We start from the raw sequence: 15,175 nt of genomic DNA on the forward strand, positions 1-15,175 counted from the left end.
GGCATGGGCCTGGATGGGAGTCGGGTCCTGGACCCGCTGGAGCCTGCTCCATCCACGCGGATGTTTCCCCGGGGGCCGCGAGTGCGTATCACTGGGGGCCGTGCGCACGCCCACCGACCGATACCTTCCTCCTCGCGCCACTTCCTCCTCCCCCGTGGTGCCCAAGCGCGGCCGGGTGGTGGTCATCGCGCCCACGCGCGCCGCGTGTGAAACCATTGAGCTGGCGCTCGGGCTGGAGCTGCGCACGTACCTGGAGCAGCACCACGGCGAGCGCCTCCGGGAGCTGGCCCGGGGCGGGCAGGGGTTCGGCATCGTCGCGGGCACCGGCACGGGCAAGACGCTCGCCATCCGTCCCATCGCGGAGGAGCTCGTGGGGCGCAAGCCCCTGCGGGTGGCGGTGGTCAACCGCGAGCGCGAGGCCACGGCGGAGACGCCGCTCAGCGACGTGGTCATCGTCACCACCGGCATCGCGCGGCGCTGGTTCCAGGATGGGGCCATCCGGCGCGAGGACACCCTCATCGTGGATGAGATCCACCAGACCTCGGCGGAGCTGGAGCTGTGTCTGGCCCTGGGCAAGCGGGTGGGCTGCCGCTTCATCTGGCTGTCCGCCACCGTGGATCCGGCCTTCTACTCGCGCTACCTGGACAGCGCGGACGTGCTCCAGGTGTCCTCCTTTGATCCGAAGAAGGCGGCCCGCGTGGAGGTGGAGCGCCGTCAGCCGCTGTCCTTCCTGGACGACGCCTTCCTGAAGGACGTGCAGCGGCAGGGACGCGGCGTGGGCGTGTTCCTCGCCACGCGCGCCGCGGTGGAGGAGGCGGCGGCCCACGTGCGCAACGACTGGCCGGACATCCACGCGGCGCACTACCACGGCGGAGAGCCGCTGCGCGCCATCCGTCCCTTCCTGGAGGGCAGCGCGCCCCGGCCCTTCGTGCTCGCGATGACGGCGGCGGGACAGAGCGCGCTCAACGTGCCGGGGCTGGACACCGTCGTCATCGACGACATGCGCTACACGAACCTGGTGGAGGGCGGCCGCAACGTCCTCACCCGCGTGCACCTGGGCAGCAATGAATTGCTGCAGATGGCGGGGCGCGTGCACGGGCGCGTGGAGGGCGGGCGCGTCTTCATCCTGAGCGACCGCGTGCTCCACTTCGCCTCGCTCAAACCCACCGCGCCCGAGTTCCAGCTCGCGGGCGAGCCGGAGCGGGTGGCGCTCACCGCCGCGGCCCTGGGCGTGCGGGCGGACGAGCTGGACCTGCCGGTGCCGTTGGACCGCACGGCCTACCGCCGGGCGCTCGCGAAGCTGCAGGCGCGCAACATCGTGGATGAGCACGGACGGCTGTCCGACTACGGCCGCGCGGTGGAGGCGCTGCCCGTGGAGCGCCCCTGGGCGGAGCTCATCGTCAACGCGGAGGATGAGCTGCTGCCCTTCCTCGCGGTGTGCAGCGCGGTGGAGTCGCTGCACCGGATGACGCGCGAGGAGCGCAACCTGGACGGGGTGCTGGTGCCCGGCAGCGACCACCTCACCGCCTACAACCTCTACGCGGAGGCCTTCCGCGAGGCGGGCGCGGTGGGGGAGGTGCACGGGCTGCCGCGCCACCTGTTCGACGCGGAGAAGTTCGCGGCCTGGGCCGAGACGCGCGGCGTGCTGGTGAAGGCCGTGGAGGACGCGGCGCTCGCGATGGCGAGCGTGTACCGCAGCGTGGGGGTGGCGCTGCCCGCGCGCATGCCCTTCGCGAGCTCCCGCGTCTACCAGCGCTTCTGCGACCTGCTCGCGCGCTTCATGCCCTTCGACCTGGTCATCGACGAGCGCACCGCGTGGGGCGAGGTCGCGCGGGTGTCGAAGACGAGCGTGTGCGGCAACCTGGGCGCGGTGGCGGGCTCGCTGCGCTACTTCGCCGACCGCAACGGCAATTCGCAGGCCGCCATCGACGGCACCCAGCTGCCCCAGGCCCTGCTGCGCCGCTACGCCCGCCGGCATGCGGAGGCGCCCAGGTACGACGTGCGCTACCGCTCGGTCGTGCTCCAGCGCCGGCTGGACTACTTCGGCTTCGACCTGGAAGTGGAAGTGGACGTGCTGCGCGCCTGGGGGCCGGAGCTCGCCAAGGGGGCCCGGCACGCGCTCGCGGAGGCGCTGGCGCGGGGGGAAGCGCCCCATCCCGCGGTGGACCGTCACCGGATGGCCATCGCCGAGGTGCGCGAGCTGTGGCGCCGCTCCGGCGGACTCACCCCGCCGCTCGGATTGCCGGAGCTGACCGCGCTCTACGAGGCGCAGCTCGACGGCGTGGACACGCTCGACGACTTCAAGCAGCGCCCGCTGCGGCTGGACCTGAACGCGCTCGTGCCGTCCAGCGTCCGTCAGCTGCTGCTGGCCCTCCCGGACGCGGTGGAGATCCGCGAGCAGGAGGTGCCGCTGGAATACGACGTGGAGGAGCTGTCGGACGGGGCCCCTCGGGGCGTGGTGCGGCTGCACCTGCCGGAGAAGCTCGCCCGCACGCTGGTGGAGGAGGAGCTGCCGCTGCTCGACCGGCCCCAGCGTTTCAGCGTCGCCCGGGGACGGCGGGGCGTGGTCCAGGCGCGCTCGCTCCTGGAACTGCAGGAGCTGCTCGACCGTCCCTGGATGCCGGATGAGATCGTCGAGGCGAACCGGGAGCGGCCCGCCCGGACGCAGGGCGGGGAGCGCGCGTGGGGAGCAGAGCGCAGCGGCCCGAAGCGCGGGGGCGGCGGCCGGGGCGGCCCCCCCGGCAAGGCGCCTTCGCCCAAGGGACGGCGGGGCGGCGGCAGGCGGCGGCGCTGAGCGGGCGCGGGGAGGTCCGCCAGCCCGCTGTCAAAGGCGGCGGCCTCCGTGGCTTGCGCGGGTGCGCGAGGCGCGGCCAGCCGAGCACGCCCCCGTGTCCGGGAGTGCCTAGCCTTACTCGCAGGGGACGCCGCGCAGCGCTCCACTTGCAAGGAGGACGACCATTCCTGCCATCCGCGGAAACATCCTGGGGTTGAAGCCCAATCAGTTCAAACGCCTGGAGGCGACCTACCGGCGGCGCGTTCTGCCCGGTGAGGTGGTGAGCCCCGAGCTCGCCCGCCACCTCACGGAGCTCTCCGTCGAGACAGGCCGCCAGGTGGGGGTGCTCATCAACCGGCGCGGCGACATCGAGCACGTCGTCGTCGGTGATGCGTTCAAGCTGGAGCTCCCGGAGCTGGGCCGCCTCCGCGCGGGCGACACCCGCTTGCGCGGGCTGCGGCTCGTCCACACCCACCTGAAGGACGAACCCCTCACGCCCGACGACCTCACGGACCTGGTGCTGCTGCGGTTGGACCTGGTCTGCGCCATCGTCGCGCAGCCGGACGGAATGCCCGGCAAGGTCTACCTGGGCCACCTGGACCCGGAGGCCACCGGCGCGCGCGCGAAGTATTGGAAGACGCAGACGGCTCCGGGCCTCCACGCGCTCGAACTGGACCCCGTGGCCCTGGCCGACGAGCTGGAAGCGGCGTTTGGCCGTGCCACCGCGGGCCGCGAGGTCGCGGTCCAGGGGCGCGCGCTGCTCATCGGCGTGGCGCTGGAGGGGCGGGCCGCCGCGGAGGCGTCCATGGAGGAGCTGCAGGAGCTGGCGCGGACCGCGGGCATCCAGGTGCTGGACACGTCCATCCAGAACCGCAATCAGATTGACCCAAGGTATGTCATTGGCCAGGGCAAGCTGGAGGAGCTGAACCTTCGTTCGATGCAGCTGTTCGCGGACATGCTCATCTTCGACCACGACCTGACGCCAGCGCAGGCGCGGCACCTCGCGGACCAGACGCAGCTGAAGGTCCTGGACCGCACCCAGCTCATCCTCGACATCTTCGCGCAGCACGCGCACAGCGCGGAGGGCCGGCTCCAGGTGGAGCTCGCGCAGCTGCGCTACCGGCTGCCCCGGCTGGCCCAGCGGGACGAGGGGCTCTCCCGGCTGATGGGCGGCATTGGCGGACGTGGGCCCGGTGAGACGAAGCTGGAGGTGGACCGCCGCCGCGTGCGCGACCGCATCAACATGCTGGAGAAGCGCATCGACGCGCTGAGCGCGAGCCGGCAGGTCCGGCGCCAGCAGCGCGTGCGGCATGACGTGCCCGTGCTCTCCATCGTGGGCTACACGAACGCGGGCAAGTCCACGCTGCTCAACCACCTGACGGACTCCGACGTGGTGGTGGAGAACAAGCTGTTCGCCACGTTGGACCCCAGCAGCCGCCGGCTGCGCTTCCCACGCGACCGCGAGGTCATCATCACCGACACGGTGGGCTTCATCCGCGCGCTGCCCCGGACGCTGGTGAGCGCCTTCCGCGCCACGCTGGAGGAGCTCTCCGACGCGGACCTGCTGCTGCACGTGGTGGATGCGTCGGACCCGGCGTACCCGCTCCAGATTGAAGCCGTGGAGCGCATCCTCCGGGACCTGGACCTGCACGAGGTGCCGCGCCTGCTCGTCTTCAACAAGAGCGACCTGCTGGAGGGCGGCGCGGGCGGGCACCTGGCGCACGTCAACGCGCAGTCCCGGCACGGCATCGCCATCAGCGCGCAGACGGGGGAAGGCATGACGGACCTGCTGCTGCGCATCGAGGAGCTGCTCTGGCAGGAGGGCAAGTCGCTCACGGCCAGCGGCCAGTCGTTTCAGCAGGAACATCCTCCGCACTGAGTGCGGGTTCCCCCTGTCGCTTCCCGACCCCCCGTGGTGGCTGCATTGACATCGCGGGGTGTCTGTCTTATTTCAAGTCCATCATGAGGCCCGTCTTCATCCACACCCTGCCGTGCTCGAGCGCCATCGCGCCGACGGCGGACGTGCGCCTCGCCCCCCGTCACGAGGTTCTGCTCGATATTTGAGCAGGCGGACCGGTGTATTCCGGTACGCGGGGTGGCTGGTTCCCGTGTGCCGTGAGTCCGGCTTCCGCCGACAGCTCCCGCGGTGTCTTCGTCGCGCGCATCAGCGCGATTGAAGGCCTCCGCCGCTGCATTCCCTCTCACCACCAGCGCCAAACCCAACCACCCGCGGGCCTCGCTGCCCGACGGGAACAGGAGTCCTTCATGTCCCGCACCACGCGCATCGAGCGGTACCGCAACATCGGCATCATGGCCCACATCGACGCGGGCAAGACGACGCTCACCGAGCGCGTCCTCTTCTTCACCGGTCGCATCCACTCCACGGGAGAGGTGCACACGGGCTCCACGGAGATGGACTGGATGCCGCAGGAGAAGAAGCGCGGCATCACCATCACCTCCGCGGCCACCACCGCGTTCTGGTCCCCACGCCATGGGCGCGGGGCGGGCGTGCCCCACCGCATCAACATCATCGACACGCCGGGCCACGTGGACTTCACCATCGAGGTGGAGCGCTCGCTGCGCGTGCTCGACGGCGCGGTGGCGGTGTTCGACGCCAGCCAGGGCGTGGAGCCCCAGTCGGAGGCGGTGTGGCGCCAGGCGGACCGCTACAACGTTCCGCGCATCGCGTTCGTCAACAAGATGGACAAGGTGGGCGCGGACTTCGCCATGAGCGTGAAGTCCATGGAGGAGCGGCTGGGCGCGCGCGCGGTGGCCGTGCAGTGGCCCCTGGGCGAGGGCGCGGACTTCCAGGGCTTCGTGGACCTGGTGCGCATGCGGGCCGTGCGCTTCGAGGAAGAGGAAGGGCAGTTCCGGGACGACGAGGCGTTGTCGCCGGCGCTGCGCGAGGAGGTGACGCCGCTGCGGCTGCGCCTCATCGAGGCGTGCGCGGACGTGGACGCCGTGGTGTTGGAGAAGTTCGTGGAAGGGCGCTTGGAAGACATCACCGCGGAGGACCTGGAGCGCGCGTTGCGCTCGGGCACCCTCTCGCGAACGCTGGTGCCCGTGCTGTGCGGGTCGGCCTTCAAGAAGAAGGGAGTGCAGATGCTGCTGGATGCCGTCGTCAACTACCTGCCCGCGCCTTCGGACCTGGCCGCCGTGGAGGGCTGTGTCCCTGGCACGGACGAGCGTGTGTCCCGACCCGTGTCGGACGCGGCGCCCCCCAGCGCCCTGGCGTTCAAGCTGATGAGCGACAAGGCCGTGGGCGGCATCGTGTTCCTGCGCGTGTATTCGGGCACGTTGCGCGCGGGCACCGTCCTGCTCAACCCCGCCACCGGGCGGCGTGAGCGGGTGGGCCGCCTGATGTTCATGCACGCCAACCGCCGCGAGGAGGTGGCGGAGGTGCATGCGGGCGACATCTGCGCGGCGCTCGGCCTCAAGGGCGTGCGTACGGGCGACACGCTGTGCGACCCGGCGGAGCCGGTGGTGCTGGAGGCGTTGGGCGTCATGGAGCCCGTGGTGCAGCTCGCCGTGGAGGCGCGCTCGCCCGGGGAGTTGCCGAAGCTGGAGGAGGGGCTGCAGAGGCTGGCGGCGGAGGATCCGTCGCTGCGCGTGGGCGTGGATCCGGAGAGCGGCCAGGTGCTGCTGTCCGGTATGGGAGAGCTGCACCTGGAGGTGGTCGTGGACCGGTTGAAGACGGAGTTCGGGGTGGAGGCGCGCGTGGGACAGCCGAAGGTGGCGTACCGCGACACGCTCCGGCGCGCGGTGCGCCAGGAGTACCGCCACGTCCGCCAGTCGGGCGGGCCCGGACAGTACGCACGCGTGGTGCTGGACGTGGGTCCGGCGCCGCGAGGCGCGGGGTTCGTCTTCGTGGACGACACGCGGGGCGGCACCATTCCCCGGGAGCTGATTCCGGCGATTGAGAAGGGCGTGGCCGGGGCGCTGGCGCGGGGCGTGCGGGACGGCGTGCCGCTGGTGGACGTGGAGGTGCGGCTGGTGGATGGAGACACGCACGTGAAGGACTCCACCCCCCAGGCGTTCGCCATCGCGGGTTCGATGGCGCTCCAGGAGGCCGCGAAGCGCGCGGGCATCCAGGGGCTGGAGCCGGTGATGGACGTGGAGGTCACCACGCCGGAGGAGTTCCTCGGTGAGGTGCTGGGGGACCTGTCGGCGCGGCGGGGAAGGGTGTTGGGAATGGAGGCGAAGGGGACGTCGCGGAGCGTGTCCGCGCGCGTGCCCATGGCGCGCCTCTTCGGCTACGTGACGGCGCTGCGAGGCCGCACGCAGGGCCGTGCCCAGGCCAGCATGCGCCTGGGGGCGTACGAGCCGGTGCCCGACGCGCTCCCCGCGTCCTTCGCTGAAGCGCGGGTGTGACGTGAACGAGGTGGCCCCGGAAGCCTGGTGGATGGGTTTCCGGGGCCGCTGTGCGTGGGGAGGGCTCAGGTGAGGCGCTTGCCCATCTGCTGGAGCAGCGCGTCGCCCGTCGCGTCCTGCGCCTTGAGCGCGAAGAAGGCGCGCATGGCGTCGGAGGTGATGTAGCGCAGGTGGGGCGCCTGGGCGGTGGCGGCCTCGATGATGATCTTCGCGACGTCGTCCGCGGACTGGCTTCCGCCCGCGTACAGCTTCGAGGACTGCTGCATGTAGGCGGCGAGCAGGTTGCGATACACCTCCGGCCCGCTGCCCTGCGTGCCATTGCCCGTGGCGAGCACGTTGTTGACGAACTCCGTGTGCACCGGGCCCGGCTCCACCAGCGAGACGTGGATGCCCAGCCGCGCCGCCACGGGCGCGAGCGCCTCCATGAAGCCCTCCACCGCGAACTTCGCCGCGCAGTAGGCGTCGTTGAAGGGCTGGCCCACGAGCCCGCCGATGCTGCTCACGGAGATGATGCGCCCCGAGCCCTGCTCCCGCATGGCGGCGAACACCGCCTGCGTCACGCGCCACACCCCGAAGAAGTTGACCTCCATCGTGCGCCGCAGGGCGCCCTCGGAGGTCTGCTCCATCGTGCCCAGGTAGCCCGCGCCCGCGTTGTTCACCAGCAGGTCGATGCGGCCGTGGGCCTGGAGCACGTCGCGGATGCAGCCCTGGACGGAGGCGTCGCTGGACACGTCCAGGGTGCGGACGTGGAGTCGCACGCCCTCCGCGGCGGCGCGGGCCTGGAGGGCCTCCGCGCGGGTGTTGTCGCGCAGCGTGGCGACGACCTCGAAGCCCTGGTGCGCCAGGAGGACGGCCGTGCTCAGGCCGATGCCGGTGGACGTGCCCGTGACGAGTGCGATGGGTGCCATGATAGGTTGCTCCAGACGTGGCGCCGTGGGCGGCGCGTGCGATTCCCAGGGTTAGCACCGGGCACGGCGCCAGCGACTGACCCCGGGCGCCAGGGAGTTGACCCGCGATGCCACCGAAGTCCCAGACGCTGGTGCAACTGCCCCGCTCCCTCTGCGTCTCCCTGCGGGAGGCGGGCGTGGACCTGGACGCGCTCGCGCGGCGGGTGGGCGTGGCGTCCGCGGCGGAGCGCCTCACGCTGGCGCAGTCGGATGAGTTGCTGGATCAGGCGCTGCTGGCCGTGAAGGACCCCTCGTTCGTGCTCACCGCGACCGCGCGGTTGCGCCCGGAGTTGTTCGGCGTGGTGGGGCTCGCGGCCATGGCGGCGCCGGACCTGGGCACCGCGCTGGCGCGCCTGGAGCGCTACAAGCGGCTCTTCTCCTCGGACACGCTGGAGCTCACGCGCACCCGCGAGGGCGTCCGCATCCTCCTGCACCTGGGACGGCCAGAGCATGCGTCCGCGTCGTTCCGGGCGGAGCTGGAGTTCACCTTCCTGGTGGCCTTCAGCCGGCGGATGACGGGCACCCAGGTGGTGCCCGTGCGGGTGGAGCGGCGCGGGCCTCCCGTGGCGCACCGGGGGCGCAGCGAGGCGTTCCTGGGCATCGCGGTGAGCTACCGGCAGCCGCAGGACGTGCTGGTGCTCTCCGCGCTGGACCTGGCGCGTCCGCTGGTGAGCAGCAGCCCGGAGCTGGCGGGACTGCTGGGGGCGCGCGCGGAGGCGCTGCTGAAGGAGCGCGGCACCGATGACGTGGTCGGACAGGTGCGCGCGGTGCTGCGCCGCATGCTTACGGGTGATGAGCCCACGCTGGACGCGGTGTCGCGCGCGCTGGGTGTCAGCTCGCGCGGCCTCCAGCGGCGGCTGTCGGAGGCGCGCACGTCCTTCGTCACGCTGCTGCGCGAGGTGCGCTGCGACGTGGCGTGTGAGCACCTGTCCGGGACGGACATCGACCTGGCGGAGCTGTCCTTCCTCCTGGGCTTCTCCGAGCCGAGCGCGTTCCACCGGGCCTTCCGCCGCTGGAGGGGCGTGACCCCAGCGGACTTCCGCCGCGCCTCGCGGACCCGAGCCCCGGGCCGCAGCACGGGCCGCGCCTGACGTCACGGCCAGGCCAACACAGTCGCAGCCAACAGCTCCTCGCCCTGTTGGTGGCCTGCCAGGCAGGGTGGCGGACACCGCTGTCCACCTGCGTGAGCGCCCGGACGATGCCCCTTCGTCCGGGTTTGCACTGGATGACAGAGGTGATTGAGTCCGCCGCCGTGACGGACAACACCCAAGCGCAGCGCGCGGTCCACGCGGTCTGGCGGATTGAATCCGCGCGGCTCATCGCGGGGCTCGCGCGCATGGTGCGCGACGTGGGGCAGGCGGAGGAGCTGGCGCAGGATGCGCTCGTGGCCGCCCTGGAGAAGTGGCCGGTGTCGGGCGTGCCGGACAACCCGGGCGCCTGGCTCATGGCCACCGCCAAGCGACGCGCCATCGACGAGATGCGGCGGCACAAGCTGCTGGCGCGCAAGCACGAGGAGCTGGGGCACGGGTTGGAGGAGGCGGAGACGCCGGACCTGGACGCGGCGCTCGACGACGACGTGGGCGACGACCTGTTGCGGCTCGTCTTCACCTCCTGCCACCCGGTGCTGTCCCCGGAGGCGCGGGTGGCGCTCACGCTGCGGCTGCTGGGGGGCCTGACGACGGAGGAGATCGCCCGCGCGTTCCTCGTCCCGGAGCCGACGGTGGCCCAGCGCATCGTCCGGGCGAAGCGGACCCTGGCGGAGAAGGGCGTCCCCTTCGAGGTGCCCCGGGGCGCGGAGCTCGCCACGCGGCTGGCCTCGGTGCTGGAGGTCGTCTACCTCATCTTCAACGAGGGCTATTCGGCGACGGCGGGAGACGACTGGATGCGCCCCGCGCTCTGCGAGGACGCGCTCCGGCTGGGTCGCATCCTGGCGGAGCTGGTGCCCAACGAGCCGGAGGTGCACGGACTGGTGTCGTTGATGGAGATCCAGGCGTCGCGGGCGAGGGCGCGCGTGGGACCTTCGGGCGAGCCCGTGCTGCTGCTGGAGCAGAACCGCGCGCTGTGGGATCAGCTCCTCATCCGCCGGGGCCTCGCGGCGCTGGAGCGCGCGGAGAAGCTGGGGGGCGCGCAGGGCCCCTACGCGGTGCAGGCCGCCATCGCCGCCTGTCATGCGCGGGCGCGGACGCCGGAGGAGACGGACTGGTCGCGCATCGCGACGCTCTACGCGCTGCTCGCGCAGCTCGTGCCGTCACCCGTGGTGGAGCTGAACCGCGCGGTCGCGCTGTCGATGGCGTTCGGTCCCGCGGTGGGCCTGGAGCTCGTCGAACAGCTCAAGGCCGAACCCTCGCTCAAGAGCTACCACCTGCTGCCGAGCGTGCGCGGTGACCTGCTCCAGAAGCTGGGGCGCTTCCAGGAGGCGCGGGCGGAGTTCGAGCGCGCGGCCTCGCTCACCCGCAACGCCCGGGAGCAGGCGCTGCTGCTGGCCCGCGCCGCGGCGTGTACCCGCGAGCGTCCTTCGTAGTCACTGGGCGCAGGGGAGCGGCGGGCATCCGTCCAGCATGCCCGCCGTCCCGTGTCGTCATGCGCTTACGGGCGGGGCGACAACTGGATGTTGTCGATGTTGGTGTCCCAGCCGTTCGACGTGGCGATGCTGAACACCGTGCACGGCTGCAGCCAGTTGGTCACCACGTGCGTCACCTGGCCCGCGGTGAGCGGGAAGGTGCGGGTCGGCAGGTCGAGGCAGCTCAGGGTGAGGGTCGCGCCGGTGTCCCAGGTGAAGGCGTCCAGGCCGATGACGTGCCGCTGGCCGAACACGGAGAGCCCCGCCTCGGTGATGCCGCCGCCGTTGAACGAAATGCTCTTCGTGGTGAACCCGCCCCAGGGCGACGCGAGGTACCACTTGTTGGTCAGGAAGTGCATCGGGCCATTCGGGCCGTTCAGCACCACGTCCGCCCCTGCGAAGGTGTCGAAGGTGAGGACGTTGGTGGACGGGCCCACGACGATGGGCAGGCTGCTCGTGTTGTTGCCCGGCACGGCGTCCGTCTGCGCTGAGCTGACGGTGGCCACGCTCTGGAACGTGCCGGAGCTCATCGGGATGGCCGTTACGTGGATGGTGGCGCTCGCGCCCGCCGCCAGGCTCGCCATGTCGCACTGCAGGTAGCTGCCGAAGTAGCAGCCGCCGCCCACCGGCGTTGCCTCGTAGAAGAAGTAGCTCAGGCCGGCGGGGATGGGGACGTCGAGGACGATGTCGGTGGCGGCGGACGTGCCGTGGTTCGTCACGGTGATGTCGTAGAAGAGCGCGTCACCGTTGGCGCCCGTGCCCGCCGGGAAGGACTGCTGCACGGAGAGGTCCACCGGGGACGTGCCACCGGAGGTCGCGGGCACGAACGTCACGTCCACCCAGAAGTTGGTGTTGAGCCACGCCTCCGTGGGGAATGCGCTGCCGTTGAGGTTGCGTACCCCGTTGCCGCCCGCCGCGACGGTGGACGGCGCGTGCAGGGGCGGCATGTCCACGCCCGCGGTGTTGAAGTAGTTCGTCGTGATGGCGTAGCGGCCCCCGGTCGCGAAGTACGACACGACATAGGTCGTGTTCGCCGCCAGGCTCACCGGCGTCGGGAACGTCAGCTCACGCCAGCCGAAGCCGCTCTCCGGAGGCGTCTGCACGGTGGTGGCCAGCAGCGCGCCGGTGGCGCTCCACAGGTGGCCCACGTGCGGCCCGTTGTCGGTGCTGCCCTTGTAGTAACGGACCTTCGTCACCGTGCCCGCCACGTCCGTGCGGAACTTCACGCCCACCTCGGCGGGGGTCGTGTCGGCGTTCTCGAACTGGGGGGTGCCCGTCACTTCGTTCCACAGGCTGCACGGGTTGCAGGCGGTGTTCGCCAGCGTGGTGGCGGTGACGGTCGCGGAGGCCACGCTCACGTTGCCGGCGGCGTCACGGCCGCGCACGGTGTACTGGTACGCGGTGGAGGGCGTCAGGCCGGTGTCGCGGTAGCGCCCGGTGGTGCCGGACAGCTCCGCGATGAGCTGGCTGCCCCGGTACACCAGGTGCGCGCGCGCGTTGCCCTGCGTCTCGCCGGAGCCGTCCACGGAGGCGTACCAGGTCAGGTCGATGGCGGTGGAGGAGTTGGGCGTCGCCACCACGTTGGTGGGCGCCGTCGGGGGCGTGGTGTCGTTGGGCTGGAAGGCCACGTCCACCCAGTAGTTGGTGGCCTGGAAGCTGTCGGTGGGGAAGCCGCTCGCGCCGTAGCGGTAGAGGCCGTTGCCCGCGCCCGACGCGCTCGCCGCCGCATGCAGGGGCGGCACATCCAGCGAGGACGTGAAGCCGTTGCTCGTCGCCGCGTAGTGGCCGGCGGGCGCGTGGTACGAGACGATGTAGTTCGTGTCCGCCGCGATGGTCACCGGCGTGGCGAAGCGCACCTCCTGCCAGCCCGAAGCCGTTTCGCTCTGGAAGGTGGCGGTGGCCAGCTGGAACCCCGCCGCGTTCCACAGGCTGCCGGTGTGCGTGCCCGTGTTGCCCGCGCCCTTGTAGAAGCGCACGCCCATGATGCGGCCCGGTGCATCGCTGCGGAAGCGCATGCCCAGCTCCACCGCCGCGTTGTCGTTCGCCGCCGCCACGTCCGGCACCGCGGAGGCGCCGAAGAGGGAGCGCTCCCCCGCCAGCAGCGGCTGCGCGGCCTCCTCGGTGCTCGGAGTCTCCGGTGCCGCCGGTTGCGACGGACCACAGCCTGCCTGGACCCAGGTGAAACCCACGACCAACGTCGTCATCCATCGTGATGCATGTCGAAGCAATTCGGACTCCTTGGGGTTGAAGACAGACGGTCGTTCTCACATCCGCCGATCCGGAGTCGAGTGTTTCACGCGACGGTGACACGTCTGTGATTTCAGGGGGCGTGGATGATTCTCCTGGAAGGGCACGCGCATCCGCTGGGAGCGCGTGCCGTCCGTTCCCGGCGGAGTGCTCAGCCTGCCGACGGGGGCGCCAGGCCGTTCTCGCGGATCCACGCGGCGGCGGCCTTCAGGCTGTCGGGGTACCTGGGCGTGATGGCGCGGCTGGGATCCAGCACCTGGAGGGAGTTGGCGCGACCGCGCTTGTTGAGCTTGCCGTCGTCGCCCACCCAGAGGCTGTCGGAGTCCGCGGTCTCCTTGAAGATGCCCGAGTCCTTGTCGACGTCCACGCGGTGGGCCACGTGGATGAAGGCATCCAGGTGTTCACCGTCCTGCTTCGTCAGGTGCTGGAGCAGGGCGGCGGGTGTGACGTCGAGCGTCTTCGCCACCTGGGTGATGAAGGGGCCGATGTTGGTGCGGTCCGACGTCAGGTCGTCCAGCTTCTTCGCCGCCTCCTCCGGGATGCCCGCGCCCTTGAGGAACGCCTGGGCATCGCGCTCGTCGGCGTGCTCCGCCTTCTTGCCCTTCACGGCGTCGACGATGAAGCCACCCACGATGCCGCCCGCCACCAGCAGGGCGCCGACGATCTGTCCCGCCACGGGGACGGCCTGGAGGGCGGTGGCGGCGGTCAGCGTGGCGCCGCCCACGGCCGTGAGGGTGCTGGTGATGCCCTTGCCCGTGTCGCCGTTGGCGAAGCTCACGCCGGCCTGGACGAAGTCAGCGACCACGGAGACCGGGCCCGCGAGCTTGCCGCCCACGGAGCCCAGCTTGCCCAGCCCGGAGCCCACCTTCGAGGCGAGCGAGCCGGTGGTGGCGGTCTGGTTCAGCACCTCCCCCGCGAGCTTCGTCCCGTCCGCGCCCAGCTGGAGCGCGCCGCTCGCCGTCTGCAGCGCGACCGCCGCCTTCTCCCGGCCCTTCGGATCAATGGCGCCGGTCACCACGCTGAACCCGGAGAGCGCGACCCCCAGTCCCCGGAAGGCCTGCCCCGCGACCCGGTCCGGAGCGAGCCCCGGGACGAGCGGGGTGGTGTCCTTGAGGGTCTTCTGGAGGTCGGCGATGCCGTTGGGGGCGCCCGCGGCGACGTCCTTGAGGTTCTGGCTGATGAGGGCGGCGTCCTGCGCGGAGACGCCGAACAGATCGTGCGTCTTGCGCAGGCCATCGAAGACCTGCGAGGCCCGGGCGGGGTTCGTCTTCGCCTCGGACAGCAGCCGCACGCCCGCGGCCTTGGCCACCACGGTCGCGGCGCTCTCCGCCAGCGTCGTCGCGTCCTTCGCGTAGCGCACGCCCTCCTTGGCCTTGGTGAGGAACGACTTGCCGCCCGCGCCTTCCTTCTCCAGCGCGTCGCCAAGGGCCTTCTGGCCCGCGGGGGTGTCGCCCAGCTTCTGGAGCTGCTCGTAGGCCTTGTTGGACTCGTCGCCCAGGTCCTCGTGCAGGTCCGAGCGGCCCTGGGCATTGCCCACGCCCTCCAGGGCGGCGGACAGCTTCTGGCTCTTCTCCTCCAGCTCCGCGTACTCCGGGTGCCGCGCGCGGTAGGCCTCGGCGCCGGCCTCCACCTGCTTCATGTCGAGCGACCCGGCGAAGCCGGTGGTCAGTCGCGCCAGCTCCTCGTTGAGGCTGTCGGTCTTCTTCGACGCCTCCTCGAAGTCCTCGCGCGCGTCGCGGATGCCCTCGGTCGTGGCCTGTCCCACGTTCTCCGACGCCTTCGGTCTGCCCGCATTCTTCAGCGCGTCCGACAGGGCCACGCCAAAGGTGGCGCCGTGCCCGTCCTTGATGGCGTCCTTCACGGCGCGCGACAGCCCGTTCTCCTTCTTCGTGTGCAGGTTGATGTCTGGAATCTTCGACGCGAAGGTGGTCGCCAGCCGGTCGCGGCTGTAGTCGGTGAGCCCCTCGGAGGCCCGGGCGAGGCTGGCCAGGGTTCCCTGGACGATGGCGGCGTCGGGGCGGCCGTCCTCCAGCGACGTCACCCGGCCGAACTCCTGGATGGAGGGCAGCGACGCCTCGATGAGGGCAGCCTGCTTGCCCGGCTCCTTGCCGAAGCCCGCGAGGCTGCGGCGCAGCTGCTCCGCGCCCTCGGCGACGCCGCGCTGCGTGGCGGCCTCCACCTGCTTCGCCACGTCCGAGACGCTCGGCGTCCGCGACCCGTCGCTGGGAGGCTTCACGGAAGTGTCGAAAGAGTCCCTGGGGACGGCGGCCTTCGGGG

Annotated in this window: 8 protein-coding genes; 5 read left to right on the forward strand and 3 right to left on the reverse strand. The window is 71.5% G+C overall.

The features are described from left to right. The first annotated feature begins 100 nt into the window (after positions 1–100). From D7X12_RS29485 to fusA, 3 genes are all read left to right on the forward strand, one after another. Positions 101–2,794, forward strand: a complete 2,694-nt coding sequence (locus tag D7X12_RS29485) for a DEAD/DEAH box helicase (protein ID WP_120628588.1) — start codon at positions 101–103, stop codon at positions 2,792–2,794. Positions 2,795–2,957: 163 nt separating this feature from the next. Continuing rightward, on the forward strand, positions 2,958–4,652 hold the full coding sequence (hflX, locus tag D7X12_RS29490) for a GTPase HflX (protein ID WP_120628589.1): 1,695 nt from the start codon (positions 2,958–2,960) through the stop codon (positions 4,650–4,652). A 386-nt stretch (positions 4,653–5,038) separates the two neighbouring features. Then, on the forward strand, positions 5,039–7,144 hold the full coding sequence (gene fusA / locus D7X12_RS29495) for an elongation factor G (RefSeq protein WP_120628590.1): 2,106 nt from the start codon (positions 5,039–5,041) through the stop codon (positions 7,142–7,144). A gap of 65 nt (positions 7,145–7,209) precedes the next feature. Here the strand turns inward: fusA and D7X12_RS29500 are convergent, their stop codons facing one another. After that, positions 7,210–8,052: an SDR family oxidoreductase gene (locus tag D7X12_RS29500; RefSeq protein WP_120628591.1), complete on the reverse strand. Its 843-nt coding sequence runs from the start codon at positions 8,050–8,052 to the stop codon at positions 7,210–7,212. Positions 8,053–8,159: 107 nt separating this feature from the next. On the opposite strand from D7X12_RS29500, the gene D7X12_RS29505 reads away from it, so the two are divergent. Beyond that, the gene (locus D7X12_RS29505) at positions 8,160–9,182 is read left to right on the forward strand and encodes an AraC family transcriptional regulator (protein WP_120628592.1); all 1,023 of its coding nucleotides are present in this window, start codon (positions 8,160–8,162) and stop codon (positions 9,180–9,182) included. Positions 9,183–9,316: 134 nt separating this feature from the next. Beyond that, entirely contained in the window at positions 9,317–10,612 is a 1,296-nt protein-coding gene (locus tag D7X12_RS29510) for an RNA polymerase sigma factor (protein WP_208719360.1), read from the forward strand. Positions 10,613–10,677: 65 nt separating this feature from the next. Here the strand turns inward: D7X12_RS29510 and D7X12_RS29515 are convergent, their stop codons facing one another. Both D7X12_RS29515 and D7X12_RS29520 read right to left on the reverse strand, forming a co-directional pair. After that, on the reverse strand, positions 10,678–12,855 hold the full coding sequence (locus D7X12_RS29515; RefSeq protein ID WP_244224852.1) for a DUF4082 domain-containing protein: 2,178 nt from the start codon (positions 12,853–12,855) through the stop codon (positions 10,678–10,680). Positions 12,856–13,049: 194 nt separating this feature from the next. Then, positions 13,050–15,175, reverse strand: a 2,126-nt coding sequence (locus D7X12_RS29520; protein WP_208719362.1) for a phage tail family protein, incomplete at its 5' end; no start/stop codon positions are given.

The sequence above is a fragment of the Corallococcus sicarius genome (assembly GCF_003611735.1).
GTDB lineage: Bacteria > Myxococcota > Myxococcia > Myxococcales > Myxococcaceae > Corallococcus > Corallococcus sicarius.